The 25577-nt window shown below is 42.2% G+C and carries 22 protein-coding genes; 7 read left to right on the top strand and 15 right to left on the bottom strand.

Annotated elements, in window-relative coordinates; translation table 11 throughout:
- Positions 1–29: 29 nt before the first annotated feature.
- The 4 genes from GQF63_RS08520 to GQF63_RS08505 are packed head-to-tail and all read left to right on the top strand — an operon-like array spanning position 30 to position 2507.
- The gene (locus GQF63_RS08520) at positions 30–1043 is read left to right on the top strand and encodes an OmpA family protein (protein ID WP_160368801.1); all 1014 of its coding nucleotides are present in this window, start codon (positions 30–32) and stop codon (positions 1041–1043) included.
- Between the two features lie 5 nt (positions 1044–1048).
- Positions 1049–1588 (top strand): DUF1697 domain-containing protein, encoded by a 540-nt coding sequence (locus tag GQF63_RS08515; RefSeq protein WP_160368800.1) that lies wholly within the window; start codon positions 1049–1051, stop codon positions 1586–1588.
- A gap of 18 nt (positions 1589–1606) precedes the next feature.
- Positions 1607–2128: an SRPBCC family protein gene (locus GQF63_RS08510; protein ID WP_160368799.1), complete on the top strand. Its 522-nt coding sequence runs from the start codon at positions 1607–1609 to the stop codon at positions 2126–2128.
- Positions 2129–2132: 4 nt separating this feature from the next.
- Positions 2133–2507, top strand: coding sequence for a nuclear transport factor 2 family protein (locus GQF63_RS08505; protein ID WP_160368798.1), 375 nt, complete (start codon positions 2133–2135; stop codon positions 2505–2507).
- Positions 2508–2538: 31 nt separating this feature from the next.
- On the opposite strand, the gene GQF63_RS08500 is transcribed toward GQF63_RS08505, so the two are convergent.
- From GQF63_RS08500 to GQF63_RS08485, 4 genes are all read right to left on the bottom strand, one after another.
- Positions 2539–3681: a serine hydrolase domain-containing protein gene (locus tag GQF63_RS08500; protein WP_160368797.1), complete on the bottom strand. Its 1143-nt coding sequence runs from the start codon at positions 3679–3681 to the stop codon at positions 2539–2541.
- Positions 3682–3757: 76 nt separating this feature from the next.
- Positions 3758–4132 carry a YkvA family protein gene (locus GQF63_RS08495; RefSeq protein ID WP_160368796.1) on the bottom strand — a complete coding sequence of 125 codons (375 nt, stop codon included), beginning with the start codon at positions 4130–4132 and terminating at the stop codon, positions 3758–3760.
- Positions 4133–4386: 254 nt separating this feature from the next.
- Positions 4387–5640, bottom strand: coding sequence for a dicarboxylate/amino acid:cation symporter (locus tag GQF63_RS08490; RefSeq protein ID WP_160368795.1), 1254 nt, complete (start codon positions 5638–5640; stop codon positions 4387–4389).
- A gap of 130 nt (positions 5641–5770) precedes the next feature.
- A complete protein-coding gene (locus GQF63_RS08485) occupies positions 5771–6214 on the bottom strand; it encodes an SRPBCC family protein (protein WP_160368794.1) in 444 nt (147 codons plus the stop codon).
- Between the two features lie 158 nt (positions 6215–6372).
- Between GQF63_RS08485 and mqnC the strand changes: the two genes are divergently transcribed.
- The 3 genes from mqnC (at position 6373) to GQF63_RS08470 (ending at position 8367) form a co-directional block, all read left to right on the top strand.
- A complete protein-coding gene (gene mqnC / locus GQF63_RS08480) occupies positions 6373–7497 on the top strand; it encodes a cyclic dehypoxanthinyl futalosine synthase (protein ID WP_160368941.1) in 1125 nt (374 codons plus the stop codon).
- Positions 7498–7506: 9 nt separating this feature from the next.
- Positions 7507–8067 carry an SMC-Scp complex subunit ScpB gene (gene scpB / locus GQF63_RS08475; RefSeq protein WP_160368793.1) on the top strand — a complete coding sequence of 187 codons (561 nt, stop codon included), beginning with the start codon at positions 7507–7509 and terminating at the stop codon, positions 8065–8067.
- Between the two features lie 120 nt (positions 8068–8187).
- The gene (locus GQF63_RS08470; protein WP_160368792.1) at positions 8188–8367 is read left to right on the top strand and encodes a hypothetical protein; all 180 of its coding nucleotides are present in this window, start codon (positions 8188–8190) and stop codon (positions 8365–8367) included.
- Between the two features lie 135 nt (positions 8368–8502).
- On the opposite strand, the gene GQF63_RS08465 is transcribed toward GQF63_RS08470, so the two are convergent.
- The 11 genes from GQF63_RS08465 to GQF63_RS08415 all read right to left on the bottom strand — a co-directional run bounded on the left by GQF63_RS08465 (position 8503) and on the right by GQF63_RS08415 (position 25568).
- Positions 8503–9789 (bottom strand): family 10 glycosylhydrolase, encoded by a 1287-nt coding sequence (locus tag GQF63_RS08465; protein WP_212592507.1) that lies wholly within the window; start codon positions 9787–9789, stop codon positions 8503–8505.
- Between the two features lies 1 nt (position 9790).
- Positions 9791–11209: a DUF5018 domain-containing protein gene (locus GQF63_RS08460; RefSeq protein WP_160368791.1), complete on the bottom strand. Its 1419-nt coding sequence runs from the start codon at positions 11207–11209 to the stop codon at positions 9791–9793.
- A gap of 1 nt (position 11210) precedes the next feature.
- Positions 11211–12830: a RagB/SusD family nutrient uptake outer membrane protein gene (locus tag GQF63_RS08455; RefSeq protein ID WP_160368790.1), complete on the bottom strand. Its 1620-nt coding sequence runs from the start codon at positions 12828–12830 to the stop codon at positions 11211–11213.
- 4 nt (positions 12831–12834) lie between these two features.
- Entirely contained in the window at positions 12835–16263 is a 3429-nt protein-coding gene (locus GQF63_RS08450; RefSeq protein ID WP_160368789.1) for a TonB-dependent receptor, read from the bottom strand.
- 64 nt (positions 16264–16327) lie between these two features.
- Positions 16328–17488 carry a FecR family protein gene (locus tag GQF63_RS08445; RefSeq protein ID WP_160368788.1) on the bottom strand — a complete coding sequence of 387 codons (1161 nt, stop codon included), beginning with the start codon at positions 17486–17488 and terminating at the stop codon, positions 16328–16330.
- A gap of 66 nt (positions 17489–17554) precedes the next feature.
- On the bottom strand, positions 17555–18130 hold the full coding sequence (locus tag GQF63_RS08440; protein ID WP_160368787.1) for a sigma-70 family RNA polymerase sigma factor: 576 nt from the start codon (positions 18128–18130) through the stop codon (positions 17555–17557).
- A gap of 163 nt (positions 18131–18293) precedes the next feature.
- Entirely contained in the window at positions 18294–20594 is a 2301-nt protein-coding gene (locus GQF63_RS08435) for a GH92 family glycosyl hydrolase (protein WP_160368786.1), read from the bottom strand.
- A gap of 67 nt (positions 20595–20661) precedes the next feature.
- Complete coding sequence (locus GQF63_RS08430) at positions 20662–21636, bottom strand: NAD(P)H-quinone oxidoreductase (protein WP_160368785.1); 975 nt, start codon at positions 21634–21636, stop codon at positions 20662–20664.
- A complete protein-coding gene (locus GQF63_RS08425; protein WP_246163412.1) occupies positions 21636–24362 on the bottom strand; it encodes a TonB-dependent receptor in 2727 nt (908 codons plus the stop codon). The genes GQF63_RS08430 and GQF63_RS08425 overlap by 1 nt, the downstream gene beginning before the upstream one ends.
- Positions 24363–24506: 144 nt before the next feature.
- Positions 24507–25034: a ferritin gene (locus tag GQF63_RS08420; RefSeq protein ID WP_160368784.1), complete on the bottom strand. Its 528-nt coding sequence runs from the start codon at positions 25032–25034 to the stop codon at positions 24507–24509.
- Positions 25035–25205: 171 nt separating this feature from the next.
- Positions 25206–25568 carry a hypothetical protein gene (locus GQF63_RS08415; protein WP_160368783.1) on the bottom strand — a complete coding sequence of 121 codons (363 nt, stop codon included), beginning with the start codon at positions 25566–25568 and terminating at the stop codon, positions 25206–25208.
- Between the last annotated feature and the right edge of the window lie 9 nt (positions 25569–25577).

Below are 25577 nucleotides of genomic sequence, written 5' to 3'. Positions count from 1 at the left end.
CTTTAGTCGTAAACAGCACTAATGTACCTATGAGAAGAATTTTTATAACAGGCTTATTGGCCGCTTCTATCCTGAGCTCTTGCAATAATGCCCAACAAGAAAGCAAACAACCTACAGATACCATTGTTGAGACCATCGATAGTACGGCATCAATTCCTGAAACAGAAGGTAGCACCTTGGACATCAACACAATTCAAATATCAACCGTTGATTTAGGGGAATTCCCCTTCTTTACGGCACCTGAGGGCAGTAAATACATCAATAGCCCTAAAGTGAAAGCCTTTGATGTGTTATATATTGCGATGCCCGATGGTAGCTTGCAAGCCAAAGAAGGAAAAGTATTTCGCAGCTATATTCACCCGGATCAGCAGAGTCAGGTTGAAATTAGCAACCATTACCTGAATAAAAGTTACGAAGATGCGATTTTGACGGCTGGAGGTGTTAAATTATTCGAAGGCAAGTTGGATGCTACGCAAACGAAATATTACGATGATAATGCTGCCTACAAAGGAGACGACGGCTCCTTAGACGTATATAACAACCCTATTAAATCGTATATCATTCGTCGTGCCGACGGTGATATTTACATCCAAATGGAAGTAAAATCGAATGAAAGTGGTGCGATTCAAATCGTACAAGAAAAGCCCTTGACCCAAACCATTCAAAAAATAACATCGAGCAGCATTGCTAAAGATATAGCAGAAAAAGGAAAGGCGATCTTATACATTAATTTTGACACCGATAAAGCCAGCTTAAAAACGGATGGGCAGGATGTGGTTGCTGAAATCGCCAAAGTATTACAAGGCGATGCGGCTTTAAAGCTTGCCGTGGAAGGACATACCGATAATACAGGCGATGCCGCGCATAATAAAAAGCTATCTGAAGAACGTGCGAATACCGTAGTATCGGCCTTAGTAAAAGCAGGTATCGACAAAAGCCGTTTAAAAGCGAGCGGTTTTGGTGCAGAGCGTCCTTTAGTGGCGAATGACTCGGAAGCCAATAAAGCCAAAAACAGACGCGTTGAGCTCGTTAAGCAAAAATAAAAGATATGAACCGTTTTGTTGTCTTTTTACGCGCCGTAAATGTTTCAGGAAAGAACCTGATTAAAATGGCTGAACTCAAGAACATCTTGGGGAAACATGGATTTCAAAACGTACAGACGTATATACAAAGCGGTAATATTTTATTGAATAGTGATCTGGATAAAGAACAAGTCCGCCAAAAGGTGGAGGATTTGATTCAGACGCATTTTCAATTGGCTGTTACCGCTTTTGCCTATGATGAAGCTGAATTACAAAAGGCTTATGACAGCAACCCTTTCTCGGCCGACTTACCAGGCAACCGGGTGTTTATTACCTTTTTATCGGAGGAACCGCAGCAGGAATTGCGCGATAGCCTGGAACCGCAGGCCTATCTTCCAGAGGAGTTCCAGGTAAAGGGTAGACACAGTTATTTTCACTTACCAAATGGGGCGGCTCAGGCGAAACTTAGTAATGCTTTTTTTGAGAAAAAACTTCAAGTAAAGGCAACAGGTCGCAATGTAAACACCGTTCGACAGCTGCTCAACTTACTTCAACAAACAAATTAAACCAATCTTATTCATCCTATGAAATTTTTAAAGTATGTTTTATTTATCGTACTGGGTCTAGTTGGCTTGGTATTGATTTTAGGGCTTATTCTTCCGAAAGCCTTCCATGCCGGTGGGGAAATATTAATTAACAAACCCAAGCAAGAAGTTTTTGACTATGTGAAATACATTAAGAACCAGCATAAGTTTGACAACTGGTCGCGGCAGGATCCGGCAATTACCCGCGCTTATGAAGGCACCGACGGGACAGTAGGTTTTGTCTATACCTGGAAGAGCAAGAAAGTGGGTGATGGCAAACAAGTTATTACCAACATCGATCCAGGAAATCGCGTGGATATGGACTTATATTTCACGGGTTCGGATCATGCGAATAAATCGTATATGCTGCTGACAGATGCGGGAAACAACCAAACGAAAGTGCTATGGGCCATTGATGGGGAAATGCCCTACCCTTGGAATGTGATGGGTTTATTTTTTGATATGAACAAAGACTTCCAAGCAGGCCTTCAAAATTTAAAAGAAATTCTCGAAAACCAATAAGTTTATGAAAATCACTGTTCCCAAAGATTGCGACAATGCCCCGCGGCGACGAATGATCCGCGACCTCAATATCGCTTTTGCCAATGCCGACAGCAAAGAAATGGCGGAATTTTTCCATCCCGATATCGTGTGGGAAATGGTGGGCAACAAAACGCTAAACGGTATTGCGGAGGTTCTTGCTTTTTTGGGAACTGCAACTTTTTCGAAAGCAAACGCGCTGAATTTAGAAGTTATTATTACACACGGTAAGTTTGCTTCCGCCATGGGCAGCATGCGTTTTGCGAAAGAAACTATAGCTTTCAATGATACTTATGAATTTACATCGGCTGCTAGTAGTAAACTCAAAAAGATAACGAGTTTCGCTATATCGATAAAATAGCGGCTTACAGCATTTTTTAGCGAGCAGCAGCTTATTGCTGCTGCTGTTTTATTTGATGGGCATAGGCTGCACTGAGCCATTGAAACAAGTCTTTTCCTTCCATACCTTGCGGTTGGATATCCAATGCGGCTAATACCCCTTCAAAGAAAGGACTGATCTGCTGATCATCCCGATTGCTGAATAAGCTGATGATTAATCCTGTTTCCGGCTGAATACATACGATATTATGAAAGCCGGTACTCTCGCCGGAATGGATCAGGCAAGTCCTACCCTGCTGATCTTTCATCATAAACCATCCCAATGCATACGTTATAACTGGGCTTACTTTACTGCCTTGCTGCAAATACTGATAATAGGCCTCTTTTTGCATATAGGATTGGATAATATGTGCAGCCCATACCCCATAATCTTTAGCAGAGGAATATACCCCACCATCACCTTTAGTTGCTGAGGTGATGCTTTGATCGGCAAAGACAAATTCACCACCGGATAAATGATAACCATAAGCACGGCTGCTTATTACAGCGTTCGCCTCCTTGACTTGGGTGTGGGGCATGCCAAGAGCTTGAAATACACGATTATGCATAAAAGCTGCATAGGATTGTTGGCTGCACTGCTCGACAATTAAGCTTAATAAACAATAAGCCGTATTGCTGTATTTGAAGTACTTCTGCTTGGCATAAGCCTCAGAATAGGGTTGAATCAATCGGAGCACATCTGCATCGGACAGCTGTTCGGTTTGTTGGATTGGGATTTCATCCTCGTAGTCCTTTAATCCGGAAGTATGGTTTAGCAAATCGAGGATCTGCACCTTACGCGCCTTGCCTTTTAAGGTCGGAAAGTACTTTGCTAAGGGATCAGTAAATGATAACTTGCCCTCTTGCTGCAGCAAATAGATGGCATAAGCCGTAAATTGCTTACTAACGGATGCCAATCGGAAATTACTCTGCGGTAGAATTTTTTCCTGCTTTACCAATTCGGCTAGGCCTACTGTCCGTTGGTATAGCCGCTCGGGCTTAGCGGTATGCATGACTTGCAACGATATGCCCGGATGATCTGCATGGGGATAATACTGCTGGATAAGCGCATCGAGCGTGGCGGTATAATCTTGCGCGAGCGCTCCAACAAAACTGCCTAGCAAACAAAACAAACTAATAAAGGTCTTCCGGTTCATGATCAATGCTACTAAAAATTAAGGACAAAAAAAAGCTAGCCTATCTGGCTAGCTCACTATATAATCATTCTATGATTTATAATAGCTCTGTTGATTTCAATTGTTTAAATTTTCGATAGCGTTCGATTTCATCCGCTAATTTGGCAATGGCATAACCCACAATGGAAGCATCATCTACCCATCCTAATACAGGAATTAAATCCGGAATAGCATCGATTGGTGATACCACATAGGCTATTGTCGCGATGATGACGGACATATTCCATTTATTCATTTTATAACGACCGGCAAACGTATCTTTTACCATATCCAGCAAGAGCGAAAACTCATTGGTTTTTGCGCCTAAATGCTTGGCTTTATCTTCAGCAACCTCCAAATCATCTTGGGTTAACTTTCGATTTTTAAAGGTATTGAATAACAGTAATGCTCTGTTAAAATAGTTTTTTTTCATTCGTTCTTTCGTCATTTTCCAAATAAGACAGTCCTTTTTAAAAACGGTTTAATCGATGCAAAATTATAAATGGGTCTAAAATAGGCCTTAAAATATTTTTTAATTTATTTTAATACTTACACAATATTCGCTTAACACTGCCGTTATATATAGTACAAATAAGGTTATTTTTAAGATAGCAGCGATGCTAACAACAAAAAAGAAATAACTTTATAAAAAAAGGGGTAGTACGAAAGTATTACCCCTTGATTTTTTTAGCCTAATTTTTCCTGTAGCTTCTCCTGATCTAATCCTTTTTCATATTTAGCAACCACTAAGGTGGCAGCACCATTGCCAATAATATTGGTTAGCGCACGTGCTTCACTCATAAAACGGTCGATTCCCAGGATGATACCGACTGCTTCCACCGGTATATGCCCTACTACGGGCAGGGTGGCTGCTAAGGTGACAAAGCCACTACCGGTTACTCCGGCAGCTCCTTTGGACGTTAATAAAAGCACCAGTAACAGGGTTATTTCTTGTTCTAAGCTAAGGTGCATATTTAAAGCCTGCGAAATAAAAACGGCAGCCATCGTTAGGTATATACAGGTGCCATCCAGGTTAAAGGAATAGCCCGTTGGAATAACCAATCCTACTATGGGTTTTGAACAGCCTGCATCTTCCAGTTTCTTCATAATGCCGGGAAGGGCCGATTCTGAAGAGGAGGTTCCCAACACAATTAATAGTTCCTCCTTGATGTAGGTTAAGAATTTAAAAATATTGACTTTGACATAAAAATGCAGAACCGCCCCAATGACCACTAAGATAAAGATGACACATGTGAGGTAAAAACTCAACATCAGCATGCCCAAAGAAGACAAGGCTTCGATACCATACTTTCCGATGGTAAAGCCCATGGCGCCCATAGCACCAATAGGTGCCAAGTACATAATGATTTTAATAACGGCGAATAAGCCTTTTAGAAAGGAATCTAAGACATTTAAAACAGGTTGTGCAGCCTTCTCACCTATCTTGGTTAAGCCCACACCAAACAGCACAGCAAATACCAATACCTGCAAGAGGTTATCGGAGGCTACAGCTGCAATGACATTGCTTGGAATAATGCCTATGATAAAGTCCATGATGGAATCCTGCTCTTTGGACTTGGATACATACTCGGATACCGCCGATGGATCCAAAGAGGCTGGATCGATATTCATGCCGGTGCCCGGTTGAATCCAGTTCACGAAGACCAATCCGATAAGCAAGGCCACTGTGGTCATGATTTCAAAATAGATAATGGCGGTGAGGCCTATTTTACCTACTTTTTTAATATCCTGCATCCCAGCGATGCCAATCACAATGGAGCTGAAGATTAATGGTGCGATGACCATTTTAATAAGTTTGATAAAGCCATCCCCTAGGGGCTTCATCTTGACTGCAAAATCGGGGTAAAAAATCCCGCAAAGAATACCAATAACAATGGCAATAATTACTTGAACATATAAACTGGAAAGGATCTTCTTCATAAAGGATGTTTATTCCGCTTAAATTTTGAGCTGCTTAGGTTTACAAATCGTTAAATTTAAAGGAAAAAAAAGGAGTACTACAAATAATTTATAAATTATTCATAGGAACCGGTAGGCTACTGCTGTCGGCTCAGCTGGAAACTTTCTGTTTGTCGAGAAACTTACTGAGGGTTTCGCCAAGAAGATAATTCCAACCGTTCTCAAAACTTTCCTGGGAATACTGTTCGCCTGCGCCCTTAAAGTTCTCTAAGCCTTCATGAGTCAGGTGTAAGGTGGTCGCCTCGCCTCGGGGAATTAATCGCCACGTAACAATGGAAGACTCGCCAGTTTGTCGCGGATGGCGCCATGCAAACTTAAAAAGCTGCTTGGGCACCACATCTATGACCTGACACTTGTGCAACAGGTTCTGTTGTTTCTGATGCCTGAAAAACTGGAATTCGCCCCCTATTTCCATCGTAAAGTCTGGAATCTCGAAAAACCACTCCTTCATGTTTTCTTTGGTCGTCAGCGCGCGCCAAAGGTCGGCAATGGAAATGGGGTAAGTACGTTCAATATGAATTGTTTCCGGTCGCATGGTAACCTCCTTAGTGTTTTATAAATTTATGAAATTTAAGGCAACTATTTATTAAGAGAAAGTTACCAACCTGTAAAAAAATAAGCAGAAATAGATTCCTATAGGGCTGTTTAGGTTCTTCTTTTGATTTCATAAAAAGCTACGTATCTTTGTTAGTGATGAATGTGAACAGCTTATTAGAACGGGCATTAAACTTTGAGTTCCTCAGTAAAGAGGAAGGTGTTTTTTTGTATGAACATGCCCCTACTGCCGATTTAGCCTATGTGGCCAATGAACTTCGCAAGAAGCAAGTGCCCCATGGCAAAGTAACTTGGCAAATTGACCGCAATGTGAATACCACCAACGTGTGTATTGCCAATTGCAAATTCTGTAACTTCTTCCGCAGACCCGGCCACGACGATAGTTATATTACCGATATCGAAACCTATAAAGTGAAGATTGAGGAGACCTTTAAATTTGGAGGCGACCAACTCTTACTTCAAGGTGGACACCACCCAGACCTGGGGCTCGCCTTCTACAGCAATTTATTTAAGCAGCTGAAGGAATTGTACCCAAGTTTAAAGTTACACTCATTAGGGCCGCCGGAAATAGCCCATGTGGCTAAGTTGGAAGGCCTCAGCCACTTGGAAGTATTGACTGCCCTTAAAGAAGCCGGACTCGACTCGCTGCCGGGTGCTGGTGCTGAAATATTGAACGACCGCGTGCGACGCCTGATTTCCAAAGGAAAATGTGGCGGCCAAGAATGGTTGGATGTAATGCGGGCTGCCCACAAAATAAACCTGCCAACATCGGCCACCATGATGTTCGGCCATATTGAAACCATTGAGGAGCGTTTTGAGCACTTGGTATGGATTCGGGAAGTGCAGGATGAAAAACCTGACGATGCATATGGTTTTGTGGCCTTTATTCCATGGCCATTCCAGGATGATGGCACCTTGCTAAAACGCCTGCGTGGCATCACCAATAATGTAACTTCCGACGAATATGTCCGCATGATTGCCTTAAGTCGCATCATGTTGCCTAACGTAAAGAATATTCAAGCTTCCTGGTTAACCGTAGGTAAACAAACAGCGCAGCTGTGTTTACATGCCGGTGCAAACGACTTTGGATCCATCATGATTGAGGAGAATGTGGTATCGGCAGCAGGTGCACCACACCGCTTTACCTCCAAATCTATTCAGGATGCGATTTCCGAAGCTGGCTTTGAACCGCAGCTAAGAACGCAAACCTATCAGTTCAGAACCCTTCCGCAAGATATGGAAGAGCAAGTGATAAACTATTAAACCCCTGCTTTGAAAGAGATCCTATTAAATATTGAAGCCATCATTTTCGCCTCTAGCGATGGCATCGCGCTGAACGATTTACGCGTGGTATTGCAAGATGCTATGGCCATTGAAATCAGCAAGCAGGAGTTGGAAGAATTCGTCGCGAAAATTAGAGAGAAATATGCCGCCGATGATCAGGTTTTTGAATTGCACGATATCAACGAGCAATTTCAGTTTCTAACAAAACCTAGTTACCATCCGGCGATTAATCAACTGCAATTACACAAGGAAAAAAGGAAACTGTCACAAGCGGGTTTGGAAACCCTTGCGATTATCGCCTACCGCCAACCGATTACCAAATTGGAGGTGGAACAGATTCGGGGTGTAAATTGTGACTATACCATGCAAAGGCTATTGGACAAGGGCATGATCAGTATTGTAGGGAAAGCAGATAGTATCGGAAAACCCCTACTTTATGCAACGAGTTTTGAGTTTATGCAGCATTTTGGTTTACGTAGCATGAAAGATCTACCGCAACTGAAAGACATTGTAGCAGAGGAAAATAGCATTGGGGAAATTGTTGAATAAAATTTGGATAATAGAAGATTATTACATGTTTAAATAATTTTTAAAAAATATTTTTGAATTAAAATTTCTTCTATAATTTTACGATACTAAAGATAAAGTTACAATATCATAATTAACAAAATGGCGACAATGCAAGAAATTGAAAATGATGTAATGGTTGAAGAACAAGTGTACAACTTCAACGGCCCAGACGATGATTCTGATGACATCTATGATGATGAAGATGGTTTCGAATTAGATGAAATCGATTCTATCGGTGGAGGCTATGACGACTTCGACGACGAAGACGACGACTTTTAGTAGGTAAATCGCATTTCTTTTTACCAATTACATCGGGTTGTGTGGGCAAGCTGCGTCCAAAAAATGAAAAAGAAATTTATCAAAAAGAAAGGGGATAACATCGGTTATCCCCTTTTTACATATAGTGGTTTAGGTTTAGAACCCTGATTTTTCAATTCCACGCTTTATCGCATCCCATTGATTGAAACCGATGACCTGAACAATATCAAAGACCATTAAGCCTTCAGATTCCTTTAAACAAAGGTCTACGGCTTGCTCAATGTTATCCTTATGGTTAAGCGCATAGATAGAGCCATAGAGCTTACAATCGCCTTTTAGCAGTCGCTTTCCGCGGGCTAAGCCATACTCAATACTTTCCGGATCATTCTTTCCGTAAATCTTGGTAAGGTAGGTTCCGATCTGGAAGGCATCAAGATGCTCTGCAAATCCAGCATTCTTATAATTTTCTGTTGCCCAGCTGTGTTCTGCATGGGTATCATACTTCTTACTTGCCCAATTTTGCCCATTGGCGTATAACGCGTTGTACCAAGAAGCAGCCCAGTATTCGATATGAATATCTGGTTTGATGCGCTTCGCTGTTTCTTTGATTTCCTTCACGTAATCATGAATGACCATAGCACGGAACTCGTACCATTTTTTGGCAAATCTCCCTTCCACACGTTGGTTATTTTCATAATAGAAGATATCTCTTGGATAATTAGGAACCTTCTCCCCTATATAGGTTTCAAAGGCCTTACGTGTAGTTTCAGAAAACTCGGTCTCTATCCCGGAAAAGCGGCAGTAATCTAAGATATAGCCTTGAACATCGTAATTCGTTACAATTTCCTTCACCATATCCATAACGAATGTACGCACCTGCGGATCCAATGGATTTAGGAATGCGGCAACCTTAGTTTTATCATGTCGGATGTCCTTCAACTCGTTGGTTGGCAGGTATTCAATACCTGTCTTTCCATCCCATTTAGCATCTTCGTATACCAATCCGGATTGGTTGACCGGATTTCCTGCTGGGAAAAAGGTGGTTGACACCGTGACGCGTAGCTTATTCGCCTTCGCTTGATCGATAAAGAATTGCAGGTAATCCCAATCAATGGTTCTGGAAAAATTACCTACTTGCGTAAGCTCAGGAATCAGCTTAGACTTATAAAGTGCTTTGCCATAAATAGGTTTTACATCGACCACAATATCCGTAAAGCCTACATCTTTTGCTTTTTTTACATAATAAATAATAGAGTCTTTATTCGAAAAGCGTTCGAAATTAGCTTCAGCATCAAACCATAAGTATTTTGGCTTCACCGTGACTTCCTCTTTCGTACTATCGGATTCATTTTCTAAGCGATTGCTTGCTGAGCAAGAAGATCCTTGCATCAGGTAAACTAATACCCCTAAAAAACATAAACTCTTTACTATCGTTTTCTTCATCTTATTTTCCTCCAATTATGGTTAATTCATAGGCCGCTATGCCTGCATTTGCGGCAAGTACATAAACCAAGGCTGTCTTTCCATCTGGTTGAACCTGTACCGTGACATCACCGGCGGATGCAACATTTTTAAATAATAAATCTTCACTAAATGGATTAAAGGCTTCAAATTCAGCCGCATTCGCTTTTGTACTGCTCACTAAACTCAAATCATCCATGTTAAAGATCAACAAGCGATAATCGCCAGGCCAATTTGAAGTAGCAACCGCCAAGTACTTGGCATGATTAAATTCGAAATAATGCAATCCTGCAATAATCATATTCAGAAAGTTGGACTTCGCTGGATCTACAGTAAACATGCCTATTCCGGCATTGCTTTGCACGCCCATGCTTGGTGGGAACCCGAGCATGGCCCCAACGAAAGGAATGCGACTTGTGCTAGACATTGGCACTACTTTACCATTCCATACCGAAGTTACCGGCTTGTTGAAGACATCCAAAGTCGGATCTGCTTTGCCATTCGCTATCGCTACGCGGATTGCTTTGTTCTCAGCACGCCCGCGGCCATCTACATCGAACATGATGCTGGCATCTTTTGCCGTCGATCCTTTAACGGCAGCATTTGAAATAAAGCCTGCACCTGAAAGGCTAATTCCTGCCGACGTAAACTGATGGAACAATTCCGGTTGTTTATCCAACCCATCTTTCCAACGATAAATCGATACGGTTCCAAGCGAAGTAGCCGAGAAGTTTGCATTGTTGCTGGCCAGTAATACGCCATCCTCATCGGCAAAGACACTCCAAATATTAAAATTGGCAGGCTTTGGAATCACCACATCCTTCTTCGCACCGGTGCGTTTATCATATACCAATAGATTATTTACGCCATTGGATACAATTAAATAATCGCCGGACACGGCCATATTCCGTTGGTAATCGGCAGTTAACCCAAGATCAGCTGCTTTCTTTTCAAAAAGCTTGCTGTATCTTCCGAATCCATGTTCCAAGTCGCCATACTCAATCTCATAAATCAGCAGCTTCAATACGACTTGTTTTTTCGCCACGCCATCAGATGCTGTAATTTCGTAGGACTTAGGTTGGCTAAGATCTTGAATGGAGCTTAGCGATGGTTGCACCATGACCCCTGAAGCCAAGGTTGCTTGAATCTGCCAGTCGGTAAAAGAAGGTGCCGTTTCATCCGGATAATAAGTCACATGAAAATAGACCGTATCCCCGGTTTTGTTGTACTCCCCTTTGTAAATATTCCCGGATCCCCGGCTATTTTGATAGTCAAATTTTTGAATCTGTATAGCTTGAAACTTCGCATTTTCGCTGTTAAATTTCACCTCTTGCTGCGTACAGCTGCTGAAACTAAACAGCCCGAAGAGTGCTATGATTATATAGTGTTGAAGCGTTTTCATATTACCATTTTTCGTTTTGTAATGCCGCGGAATTATTGGCGAGCTCGCCTTGCGGAATAGGAATCAAATAGTATTTATCCGGGAAATAACGGTTGTTTGTTTCGATGGTAACCCGATCAAAAACTGCTGTTCCATTCTGCAAGGTTACTTTTACCCCTGTTGCTCTTTTCCCATGTATAACATCGACGGCTTTTTTCCAGCGTCGTAAATCCCAATAGCGGAAGCCCTCGAAAGCCAATTCTACCATGCGCTCTTTGGATAGATAATCCATAAATACGGTCAAGGTAGAACCTACCGTGCGATTAGCAACACCTGCACGGGTTCTGATTTTATTCAGGTAGCTGTAGGCATTGGTAAAATCATTCGTCTGCGCATAAGCCTCGGCCATATTTAAATAAACCTCGGCCAGGCGCAGTTCCACCCAATAGCTTGCCGATCCTAAATCAACATCCGGATTGCTTTCCGTTAGGAATTTCCGCATGAAATAGCCCGTTATATTGCCTGGGATATCGGCATTCTGATCGTAGGTCGCAAAAGCATCCTTGCCGCCAGCATTAACTTCAATCGTCCGCTTATTCCAAGCAGCACCATGATACAGAATAGAAGCATAAAAACGAGGCTCCCGATTGACATAAGGATTCGCTTTATGTGCAGGATTATTCCAATTGAAATCTACGAAAGCAGCACCTTCCTTAATCTGGTATTGCGACACTAACTCTTCCGTAGGTCCACCCCAACCTCCACGATTCGGCACATCGCCTGATGGTCCAAAGTAACGGTCTACATAGTGCACATAATCCGGTGCCTCAAACTGAACCGGCAAGATAACTTCCTTGCTCTGTGCATTCTTAAATACATTGGCATAGCTTGGATCTAAGGTATAGCCCAACTCCTCCACGCGCTTGCCTGCTTGAATAACGACAGCGTAATTCTTCGCATACAAAGCTGCCCGTGATAATAAGGCTTGAGCCGCACCTTCCGTTATGCGGCCAAAATCAGCGGCCGGCCAGGTGTGTCCTTTCAAGGCTGTGGCGACTTCCTGTAATTCTTTGATCACAAAATCCCAACTCTCGGCTTCAGAGATCCGTGCTTTTACCGCATCCTTCTCATTATCTAAGCCCCCATCCTGACCGGAGTTTTCTAGGCGCAAGATAATACCGCCATGATTACGAATCATGCGATAATACAAGTAGGCCCGTAGAAAGCGAACTTCCGCTTTACGGATGGCGCGAGCCGCTTCATCAATTCCTGCTGCTTTCTCATCCACATTGAATAAAAACTCATTCAGAGCCTTGATACGGCCATAATTCCCCCACTCACTTAAAACACCATTACCGGCGGTAATGTAATTCTCCTGCAAGAGGGTTTTATTTTGGAAAGTACTTCCATTTAGGTTGTTTACACTGTACTTAAAGATATCCGACAAGGCATCGGAAAAGGTATTCGTATAGATATCTGATTTATCTCTTAAGCCAGCATAGAAGCCTTTAACATACATATCCATGTTCTTTTCATTGCGCCAGGCTACTACATCGGAATAGCGATCCAATGGATCGACTTCCAAGGAGCATGATTGCATTAAGGCGGCGCAAATAAGGCTTAAACAAAATAGTTTTTTCATAACATTAAAAGCTTACGTCAATACCAAAGTTAATTGTGCGCTGTTGAGGGTAATAGCCATTGTTGTTGCTTGGCATTTCCGGATCCATGTATTTCAAATAATCGAAAGTGAATAGATTATTTCCGGAAACCGATAATTTTACCTCTTTAAAGCGAAGCTTCTCGATCACCTGCTTAGGTAATGAATAGGCTAAATAAGCCTGTCTCAAGCGCAAATAAGCACCATTATATACCCACCAGCTACTGGTCCAGCCGTTATTACCATTCCAGGCTTCTCCAAGACGCGGATATTTAGCGTTTGTATTTTCTGGTGTCCAAGATCCTTCCACCAAATAATATGGCGCATTACCACCACCATAGAAGGCTCTGGCAAACTCTGTCTGATCCATGGTACCATTCGGATACAGCCCGGATATCAATACATTACTGATGGCAGCCCCTTGCAATTGGAAACCAAAATGGAGGTTCTTCCAAGAGAAATCTGGTGCTAAGGCAAACATCATTTCCGGAGTTGCTGAACGGGCGATACGCACTTGGTCATAAGTGTCTATTTTACCATCTCCGTTATAATCATTGTACATTAAATCGCCTAGGCGTTGTACCCCTCCAGGTCCTGTCGGACGGTTATCGATTTGCTCTTGCGTTTGGTATAATCCCAATGCTTCAAAACCATATACACCACCTAAAGGCTGGCCAATAATATTTTGCCAGGAGGGTACATTTTCAGACTGCGTGCGTTTCAACACCTTATTTCTTGCCCAAGAGAGGTTTCCTTTGATGGAATAACCAAAATCATTAATCCGATTGCTATGCGTTAGGGCAAGCTCAAATCCGCGTGCACTCACTTCTCCCGAGTTCTCTAAGGTGCGGTAATTATTAGAAATCGATGGTGGGTAAACACCCGCGATTCCCTGTAAAATATCGTAGGTGTACTTATAGAATACATCGAATTCTGCATTTAATTTCCCATTAAACAAGGTAGCCTCCGCTCCTGCATTGATGACGCGGGTTTTCTCCCAAGTCAGGTCAAAGGAAGGCACCGAGTTGGTGGCATAAAGGGCATAGTTTGCTAAAGGAGAGGTTCCGAAAGCATACACTGGCGTTGTGGTAAAAGCAAAGAAGCTTTTATACAGGAAGGCTTCTAAATTATCTTTACCCAACTCCCCGGCGGACATCCGTAGTTTTAAGTAATCCACTTTATCCGATTGGAAGAAGTTCTCTTTCGATAACACCCAACCTAAGGAAAGCGATGGGAAAAATCCCCAACGATGATCCGTATGGAATTTATAAGACCCATCGTAACGGAAAGAAAACTCCGCCAGGTATTTATCGGCATAGCCATAGTTAAAACGACCTACATAACCGGCAATCTTGGTTTGTGTGCTACTGCCTCGTATGGAATTCGCAACATCTTCCTGTGCGAAGGAAAGTTCAGGAATATCGTTGATTAGAAAATCACGTCGGCTAGCTTGAAAGCTCGAACCACGGGTTTGGCGGTATTCATACAGGAATAAGGCGCCTATGCTGTGGTTATTGATCTTCGTATCATACTGCAAAGTTGGACGTACCGTCATCAAAGCACCATTGGAAGATCCCTGAAACAGGGATGAAAGTTCCGAGGTACCATCTGCACGCGCACGAACATACTGTCCTGTTGCAACATTGTATTTATTGAGGTAGTAAGACTGTAAGAAATTGCGATTCTCCGTGAAGTTATGGTCATAGTTTCCGAAAATCGAAGCCCGTAAGCCATCTATATAGGGGATTTCGTAGGAAAGATCGAGAGAACTCTCGAATACATAGCGGTTATTTTTATTGAATCCGGATTCATTAGCCGCCATTATCGGATTCCAGGTACTGGCACTAGATCCTGTGGCTGTAGGAATATCGTTGTAAGTATCCGGAATGATAGGTAAGGCGCGAATTGCCTGGGTTATCGGATTATAGCCATTATTAGGGGCGATTGCAAAACCAGGGTGAGCAATATCCTCTTTGCGGCCAGCTACGTTAATGGCTAATTTCACCTCATTACGAATATTCACATCCACATTAGAGCGCACATTATAGCGTTTAAAACTCGCATTCGGCACAATACCATCTTGATCCATTAAACCTGCGGAGATATAATATTGTGTTTTTTGATTGCCCCCATAGGCAGATATATTGTGTTGTTTGTTTAAGCCGTAGTCTTTAAAGAGTAGGCCTAACCAATCTGTATTTCCAAGTTTTCCATCGGGATCACCATTTTTGATTTTCTCGATGTCCTCATCGGAAAAATAGCCGTTTGAGCCATCCAATTCCCGAGCGCGGTTATGCCATTTGGCATAATCTACGCCATTTAAAAATTCTGGAAAACGCGTGTTATTCGAAAAGGAAAAGCTATTGTTATAGCGAATGGTGACATCGTCATTGGCGGAGCCTCTTTTAGTCTTCACCAAGATAACACCATGGGCGGCCTTCACCCCGTAAACTGCGGCTGCTGCCGCGTCTTTCAGAATCGTGACACTCTCGATATCACTCGGATCGATATTATTGAAGGGGCGCTCCACGCCATCAACCAAAAGTAAAGGCGAAGAATCATTAAAGGTTCCAAAACCACGGATGGTCATATTTGCCTGGTCGCTACCGGGCAAGCCTGAAGTTTGACGGGAAATTAAACCCGGAAGTTTACCGGTCAACATATTCGATACGTTGGTCATCGGTGCACGGGTTAATTCCTCTTGGTTAATCTGAGCGACAGATCCAGTTACATGGATTTTCTTTTGCGCACCATATCCAACCACCACCACTTCATCAATTTCGTCTGTAGCCGCTTCCAGAATAATCTGCATGGCCGCCGTGCTTACAGGACGTTCCTGAGTGGCAAATCCGATGGAGGTAAATTCTACCGTCGAACCTCCGCCTGCAGGAAACGTCAATTGGAAATTCCCTTGCTGGTCTGTTTTCGTTTGAATAGAGGTTCCTTTGATGCGAACCGTGACATTCTGAATAGGTTGCCCTTGTGCATCTTTCACTGTCCCTTGCACGCTCTGCTGCGTTTGGGCAGTCATAATAGAGGGTTGGTTTGCACTAGCTTGCTTAGCCGCAGGACGGATTAAAACCGTTTTATCCTGAATTTCATAACTCAGCTGAAAAGGTGCTAAACATTGGTCCAATACAGATTCCAGATCGGCATCTTTCACCGATAGGGTAATCCGTTTGTTGTTCGGAATAAGCTTGGAATTGTATAAGAAGTCGTAGCCTGTACTCTTCTTAATATGATTCAATACCTGTTCTAAGCTTACATTTTTATAAGTAAAGGTTATGCGTTGACCGTAAGAAAATGCTGAAAACAAAGTGTAACATATCACTACGGAGAACATGAGCAAACTATGGCGCCATTTTTTGCGCATCAGCCGCCATGGAATACGGTAAATGTGGGTATTACTTTTCATTAAGGTATATTGGTTATATCAATAAATTCAAAAATAGAATTGTGTTATCTGATGGTATTTAGGCTTAGTTTAATTGGACATACACCCTCCTTTCTGCAATGCGGAATTTCATGCTGGATATTAATTCCAATTGCTTCAGCAATTGGGATAGCCTCTTGCTTCGCTTAATCGACCCGGTAAACAGCTCACTGGATTTCCCTTCGAAAACAACCTCATCGATATCATACCATTGCTGTAAGCTGCTCATGATTTCCTGGATGCTGTTATCTCGGAAAATAAAATCGCCTTCTTTCCAGGCCAATACTTGATCGGTATCGACGTTGCGGGTCGCAATCTTTCCATCCGAAGTTATGGACGCTTGTTGGTTTGGTTTTAGCAATAAATCCCCTTTATCGGTATGCATCTGGATGGAACCATGCATCAGGGTTACGGTATGTTGTTCATTAGGATAGCTGGCGATATTAAAGCCCGTTCCTAAAACTTGAGTTGTCGATTGCTTAGTTTGCACCAAGAATGGTCTATCTTTATTAGGAGCCACCTCAAAGTAAGCCTCACCAGTTAAGTGAACCTGTCTTTGTTTGCTATCAAAATTAGGACGAAAGGAAATGGTACTGGCACTATTTAGCCAAACCAGCGTCCCATCGGAAAGTTGAATACTCGATACTTTACCTTTGGGCGAAGAGAAGGTCAATACCTGCTGCTCGGCCTGTTTACTGGCTTTATAAGAAACCAAGCCCGCTGAGTCAACATCGAATTGCATTTGCGCTTGTTGATAGCTTTGGTTGCTATCCAATTCCAAAATATTACCGTCTTTAAACTTGATAAGTGGAGCTGCTTCGTTTAAGTTGATCTCATTCAGCAACGCATGCTCTTGTACTAGGTCAGTTTGCTTAACCCTATTCTGGTAAAGTCCATAAAACAGAGCAAACAAGAGTACAGCCGCAGCCAGTGCAGCCCAAGGCAACATTCGACGCTTTCCTGAAAGCTGTGGTACTGGCCTTGCCTGTGCTTGCGCTTTAGCTAAAAGCTTTTCTTCCATCGCAGCTTTGGCCAAGCTATCCAGTTTAGCATGTTCCAAGCTATCAAAAGTCTCTTGATCTAACCATTCGGCCAACTCGGCATCCGACAGGTTGTCGATTTCCGTTAAAAAGGCTTTCAACTCATCCAGCTCCAGTTCATTCCGGAAATACTTATTGAGTTGGTCTTTTAGGTGGTTCCTTTCCATAATTCAGGTATTGGTCTTTGGCTTAAGAACACAGCAACCTGGGGATAGGACTAGATAAAAATTAAATTATTTTAGAATAAGGAGGAAAAAGGATAAGTATCCTGCATTCTTCAGGTGTTTTCTTAATATTTTTAAAGATTGAACCATGTGATTCTTTACCGTATTCGGAGCGATATTAAGTTTTTCACCAGCCTCAGCATAGGTTAACCCATTGATTTTACAAAGCTCAAACACCAAGAGCTGTTGGGTGGTAAAGCTCTTTTTCGCACGTTCAATACATCCGATAAGTTCTTTTTCATAAACAAATTCCTGTTGTGCGGCCTGTTTATTTTTACAATTGAGCAATAAGCGATCGAAACTAGCCTTTGCATTCTTTATTTCCCGAAGTTTGTTTAAGGAGCGGTGTTTGCTCATCACAAACAAAAGGTTCCAAAGATTTGCCTGCGGATCTACGCGTTCGCGTGTTTCCCAGAATTTCCAAAACACATCTTGCACCACATCCTGGCTCCAGCCTTCATCTTTTAAAAAGGAATAAGCAACGGCATAAACCTGATCAGCATAAAAGCGATAGATAGCCGATAAAGCTTCGGTATTCCCAAGCTTTAATTGCTGAAGCCATATGCTTTGCTCATTCGCCTGCATGATAGGTGTTTTTCGTAGAATTGTTAATCAATTTCTGTAGAAGATATGAATCGCTATTGTCATTCAATATTACAATATTTTTTTTCTAATTAAAAACGCAACAGATTGCTAATAAAAAAAATACACCCACTCGCGCGGGTGTATTTTTAAACAGGTTTTACCCCTATTTCTCTTCGGCTAAGCTTAAAGAATAAGGCAGGTCACTTTTTAAGGTTCCGCGCTGCTTATTCGGGCTTGATCCCATATCAAAACGTAAATGCGCACCTTTCATCAATTCGCTATGCTTTATATAGTTTTTACTGTAATTCTTCCCATTGATGCGTAAGCGTTGGATATAGCGGTTTTCATCTGAATTATCGTTTGTTTCCAGCAGTATCTTTTTGCCATTGGCCAAATGGATCGTCACCTTATCAAAGATGGGCGATCCTAGCACATATTCATCCGTCGCTGGAGTAACAGGATAGAATCCCATAGCTGAAAATACATACCAAGCCGAGGTCTGTCCGTTATCTTCATCCCCACAATAGCCGTCCGGATTTGGCGAATACATCCGGTTCATTGTTTCGCGAAGCCAGTATTGTGCCTTCCAGGGTGCTCCTACATGGTTATACAGGTAAATCATGTGCTGAATAGGCTGATTCCCATGGGCATATTGTCCCATATTAGCGATCTGCATTTCCCGGATCTCATGAATTGGAAAACCATAATAAGAATCGTCGAAAACAGGTGGAAGATGAAAAATAGAATCTAACTTTATTTCCATGGCTTGATGGCCTCCCATCAATTTAGCCAAGCCTTCCACATCCTGAAAAACCGACCAGCTATAATGCCAGCTGTTGCCTTCGGTAAAGGCATCGCCCCATTTGTACGGATTAAAGGGATGCGCCCAATTTCCATTTTTCAACTTTCCACGCATCAGGCCACTTGCCGGATCAAACAACTTCTGATAATTGAACGAACGTTGCTTATAGAAGTCCTGATCGGCCTGCGGTTTATTTAAGGCCTTCGCCAATTGATAGATGGTGAAATCGTCGTAAGCATATTCCAGCGAACGGGCCACATTTTCATGAATCTTAACATCGTAAGGCACATAGCCCAATTCATTATAATAAGAAGCCCCCGCACGGCCTACAGCGGTCATCGGCCCTTCCTGATTAGCTCCCTTTTTAAGGGCTTCATATAAGGTTTCAATATCTTTGGAATGTACGCCTTTTACCCAGGCATCTGCCACAATAGATGCCGAGTTATTGCCCACCATAATATTTCTATAGCCCGGGCTTGCCCATTCAGGCAACCATCCACCTTCACGATAGGCATTTGCAAGGCCTTCCTGGATCTTTTCATTCACATCCGGGTACATCAGGTTCAAAAACGGAAATAGGCTGCGGAAGGTATCCCAAAATCCTGTATCGGTAAACATATATCCCGGACGTACTTCCCCATTATAAGGCGAATAATGTTGCACCTGTCCTTGTGCATCGATCTCATAAAACATACGCGGAAACAGCAAAGAGCGGTAAAGGCAGGAATAAAAAATACGCATCTGATCGATTGTTCCGCCTTCAATTTGAATTCTGGATAATTCCTGATTCCAACGTTCTTCTCCTTTTTTCACTTGCGCATCGAAACTTACCCCCGCTAATTCATTCAGATTCAGCTCAGCTTGTGCCGAACTGATAAAGGAGGAAGCTACCTTAACCAACACTTGTTCTCCGGCCTTCGCCGTTTTAAAACCCACTAAGGCACCCACATGATCCGCTTTCACCAGATAACGACCATCCTTTAAGGAAGAATCAGCGAAAGTAGCAATGGCGGCCAAAGGGCGGTCGAACTGCAAGACGAAATAATTCTTAAAGTTATCTGGCACTCCCCCACTGTTTTTGGTGCTATAGCCTACAATCTTTTGCTGCTGTGGAATAACCTCTACCATAGATCCTTTATCAAAAGCATCTAACAATACATAGGCAGCATCTGTTTTAGGAAAAGTAAACCGAAAATAGGAAGCCCGTTCTGTCGGTGTCACCTCCACTTTGGTATCATAATCGGCTAAATACACCGAATAATAATGCGGTTTTGCCTGTTCGGCTTTATGCGAAAAATAACTCGCTCGCTTATCCTGATCGAAGGTCTTATTATCCACCATGGCCATAATAGAAAACTGGCCGTAATCATTCATCCATGGGGATGGTTGATGGGTCTGTTTAATTCCTCTAATTTTCTCTGCCGTATAAGTATACATCCAGCCGTCGCCCATTTTACCCGTTTGGGGCGACCAAAAGTTCATGCCCCAAGGCATGGCAATGGCCGGATAGGTATTACCGCTGGATAAAAAATAAGTGGATTGCGTGCCGACTAAGGTACTCACCAGATCAATCGGTCGATCGACTTTCCCAATTTTCTGTGCGAAGGCGCTAAATACGGTTGCCGCAAGGAGGCAAACCGTACCGAGAAATTTTATTATCATGTGTTTTCGTTGGTTATTCAGCACTAAAGATAGTAATATTTCGAGGATTCACGCCTGCTAAAAGTATTTAGCTATCTGTAATCAATATTATTTTTCCGAAATGTTCAGGTTCTTCCATTTGCTGATGTGCGGCAGCAGCCTCATGCAAAGGAAAGGTTTTACTTACCTGGGGTATAAAGGAACCATCGGCTAATAAAGGCCATACCTCCTGAAAAATAGATGCGGTTAAAGCTGCTTTAAACGCTAAATCGCGTGCACGCAAAGTCGATCCCGTAATCTGAATCCGCTTTTGCATCAGTTTCATCAGGTTTAAACCTACCTTAGCCCCAGCCACCGCATTAATATAAACCAGGCGGCCATCTGGATTTAGAATCTGTATATTCTTCTCGAAATAATCACCTCCAATTGCATCTAAAACAACATCCATCCCGATTGGTTTTAGTGCTTCTTCAAAATCTTCCTCTTTATAATTGACAATGGCCGTAGCCCCTAATTCCAATAGCTTGGCCCCTTTCGCTGCAGAACCTACCGTGGTATATACCTTTGCGCCGAACAATTTCCCCAATTGGATGGCCGTAATGCCGATTCCTCCGGCGCCACCATGAACCAAGAAATTCTCCCCAGCCTTTAATTGCCCACGTTGAAAAACATTATGCCATACCGTAAATAAGGTTTCCGGCAAGCTAGCAGCCTGTGCAAAACTCAATGTCGTTGGCTTCGGCAAACACAGGGCAGCTGCTGCATTCACATATTCCGCATAACCACCGCCAGAAACTAAGGCCATCACCTCATCGCCCAGCTTCCATTGCGTCACCTCACTTCCTAATTCGCGAATGATACCCGCAACTTCCAATCCCGGTATATCGGCTACTGCATCGGCTGGTGCCGGATAATTCCCCTTCCGTTGAAAAATATCAGGCCGATTGATCCCTGCTGCTTTTACCTCAATCAACACCTCATTCTGTCCAACTTGGGGCAAGGCCCGCTCTTGCAGTTTCAACACCTCCGGGCCACCCGGTTCTGTAATTACGATAGCTTTCATTATTTTTTCTTCGGATAAGACTGTAAGCGCACATTCAGGGTCAGCATCAAGTACCTGCCTAAACGGTTATTACGCGTTTCAAAAACATCATTCCCAACATATTCGGTCATAACCCCTACGTTTTTGTTTTGATCCAACAGGTCAAAACATTGTAAACGAATCAATGCCAGGTTGTTTTTTAAGAAAGTATACTCTAAATAAGCATTGATAATACTTGGGTTAATATCACTTAATTCGCTCACATAACCTTTATAAAACTTCTGCGACATCTCTGCACCCATCACAAAATTGCTTCCTAAATAGCCTTTACCTCCCAGGCTCAACAAGAAGGAATGTGCCGATAATTGATTTTTATATGGCAATTGATAAGTGGCCTGATTTAAGAAATAATTCGAATTGAAAACCGATTCAAAATACTCGTTCCAATTATAGCGAAATTGAAGGTTCTGGTTGAACAGCAATTGCTTGGTGGTGTTTCTCGAACCGTTCACAAAGGACAGATTATTATAATATTCCACATCGCCCGATAAATCCAATTGGAAAGCATCGCTAAATACCGGTGTATTGAACAAATAGTTCCAGCGCACATCGTAGTAGCCATTCGTATTTTCATAGGATGTTTCCTGCACCGTCGTTTCATTCGATAAGGATTTCTTTGAACTTACAATCTTATTGTTTATAAACGTATAGGCCAAGCTGGTCTCGAAATACTGCGCCCTGCTGGTCACAAACTTCCGAAGACTGGTCGAAACCTTATTGTAAAACTCCGCCTTTAAGGATGGATTTCCGACGATAATATTCCGCGAATTCGAGTTGTCCCGAACCGGAGAAATGTGCAAGAAATTAGGCTGATTATTCTTTCCCATATAACTCAACTGCAGGTCCAACTCATCGTTGACCTTATAGCGCACATTCGTTGTCGGGATTAAATTCACATTATTATAGCTGTAGTTTAGGGTATCCCCTTTCACCTTTCCTTCCAGACTTAAGGGCTGCACAGCAAAGCCTAAATTTACCCGAAACCTGTTGTTGGGTTCATACTGATAATTTAAACCTGTTTTAAAGCTTTTATACTGGTAGGCATAATCAACCCCCAGGGAATCAATAAATTCAAAGGGACGCTTGCGCACCACCCGCTTGGCTTCAATATCCGTGATATCCACATCATAAGACACTTCCAATAAGCTGTGTTTAAAGAAAGGCTCTACATAGGACACAGAAGATTTAATCGTATTTAATTCGTTCCGAGCATCTACGATTTGCTCTTGTTCAAACCGACTGATCGAAGGGTTAATCGTGGAGGAGTCCACGATAACGTAGTTCTCCGTAACCCGTTCATCCTTATCTAGGGTTTGGAAATTCACCCGGAATTCACCTACTAATTTACGCCCGGGCTTCTGGAAATACTTCGAATAAAACATCAGCACATCGGCCGTAGGATTGGTATTCACGGAACTATCACGATAACGTCCGCTCTCCCGTACCTTATAGTTCCTTAGGATACTGTATTTATTGTTTGAATTCCCATTTCTATTGTAGGTTACCGTCGGCGAAATCTTCAAGACATCGTTATTCTTAAACTTACTATTGATTTCAAAATAAAGCTTATGGAAGTTATCATCGCTAATGGTCATAAACTCCTCCGTCTTATGGATTTTATAACTGGAATAGGAAGAAGTCAGTAAGGAATTACCTTCCGTAATATTTTGTTTATTCTGGAAGTTATACCCTCCTGATATTTGCACATTCTTCCCCCAGTTGTCGGAGAAACTGATGCCTAAGGAACCCAGTTTATTCAAGCCATCCGATTGGTCGGCATAATCACCAAACTCCCCCAAGGCGGTACTACGTCCTCCAGCGCCATTCGGAGAGCCAAACGCAAATAAACTGGTATTGGTATTGTTTAAAGAACCCACGACCGATAGTTCCTGTCCATCGTTAAACTTATTGATCCCCACGCTTCCCAAATACCGTTCTCGCGTTCCGCCACCTAGCGTGCCCTGGCCAAAGGTTATTTTCTTCTTATTATCCTCCAAAATGATATTAATGATCTTCTCGGGATCATTATTCTTAATTCCTTTTTCCTCTGAAACATCCCCGTAATAATTAATCACTTCAATTTGCTTCACAAATTCCGATGGTAGGTTTCGCGTGGCGGTCAATAAATCACCACCGAAGAATTTACGGCCATCAACTTGGACACTACTAATCATTTGCCCATTATAAAAGGTGGTACCATCACGCAGTACCTGGAATCCCGGCAAACTTTTCAGGGCTTCCTCCAACAAAGATCGGGGCGGAAAGGAAAATGCTCGCATATTGAATTGAATGGTATCCCCTTTGTGCTGCATGGGAATATATTTCATTACCCGCACTTCGGGAATCACGTTTGCTTGTGGAAATAAGGTGATCTTAGGCGCGATGATTTGGCGAATAAAGGTATTGCTGGGAAAGCCTTTCTTCACAATTTGGTAGCCCAGCATGCTGTAGGTAATGCTGAACGATTCGCCTTTAATTTTGTTGATCTTGTAGAATCCATCATTATTGGTGGTTACCACCAAGGTATCCTTGGCACTGCTTAAGCGCACCGAAACCCCTTTAAGCCCCATGCCCACCGAATCGACCACTAAGCCTTCTATGCTTCGCAGCTGTTCCTGTGCGGAGAGCCGCAGCAAGGACGTAAGGCATAAAAACACCAGGGTCAAAAAGTAATTCAGGTACCGCAAGATTAAGATCCTAAAAACGTGATTTAAACTTATTAATTCTCAACAAATGAAATTTAACATTAAAACGTAGGAACTTAAAATTTTTGTATAAAAAAAGGGGCTAAAAATTATATTTTAGCCCCTTTTTTTTAATTCTTACTAAACTTATTCGCCGTCAAAGGTCACTTTTACCAAATGACGATCGATTTCCCAGCGTCCAGTACCTTCTTCTCCAATAACATCAAATAATTCTAGGATACGACGAGCTACGTATTCTTCTTCTACTTGCTCGGCCAAGAACCATTGGATAAAGTTGAACGTTACGAAATCTTTCACTTTAAAACATTTCTCAGCAATTTTGTTAAACTGCTCCGTCACAAACATTTCTTGTTCTAAAGTTTGCTCGAATACGCCACGGAAGGAATCAAAATCTACAGGAACATTGGTGATTTCCGGAGAAATTGAACGACCACCACGGTTAGAAATGTAGTTGAAGATTTTCAACATGTGCGTACGCTCTTCGTCAGATTGTTTCGCGAAGAATGAAGCTGCATTATCTAAACCTTGATCATCACACCATGCTGACATCGCTAGGTATAAAGCGGATGCATGTCCTTCGATTTTTACTTGTTCATTTAATATGTTTTCAATCTCTTCAGAGATAGATGTTTTTAATTTCAATAGATCTTTCATAACAATATATATTTAAGTGTGAAGCGAAAAGATAGATTGACTACCCTTTTGCTATAACACAAAGATACGGTGTTAATAAGAAAATAATGTTAATTTTCTGCTATACAAATTCAGTCTAAATTAACCACTTAAAAGCTAGTTAATTTAGAACTAGTATAATTACAGCTAAGACTAATAAGCCATAACGGCTCCAATTTGCAGGCACTTCTTGATTTCGCTGTTCAGCTCAATCATAAATTTAGCACCGGCTAAAACCTCCCGAAGTTGAAGAACTTCTTCTACCGATAGGATAAAACAACGCTCGGTACGAAAAGGCATAATAATTTCATAATCAAAGGTACGCGCCGCATTCACCAACATCCGTTCCACGTCTACGTCATCAATCTTCTTTTTAAATGCTAAGAAATCACGAACAGTAAAAGATGTCGTGTTCCCCTGGAACTCTAACCAATAACAATTTCTACGACTACATTGAAAAACCGATGCATAATCGGTTTGAAAAACTTCCTCAACGTTTGCTAATGGACAAATCATGTACCTTCT

It is taken from the genome of Sphingobacterium humi (genome assembly GCF_009768885.1).
In the GTDB taxonomy this organism is placed as follows: domain Bacteria; phylum Bacteroidota; class Bacteroidia; order Sphingobacteriales; family Sphingobacteriaceae; genus Sphingobacterium; species Sphingobacterium humi.
This window is presented reverse-complemented; position numbering and strand designations above follow the sequence as displayed.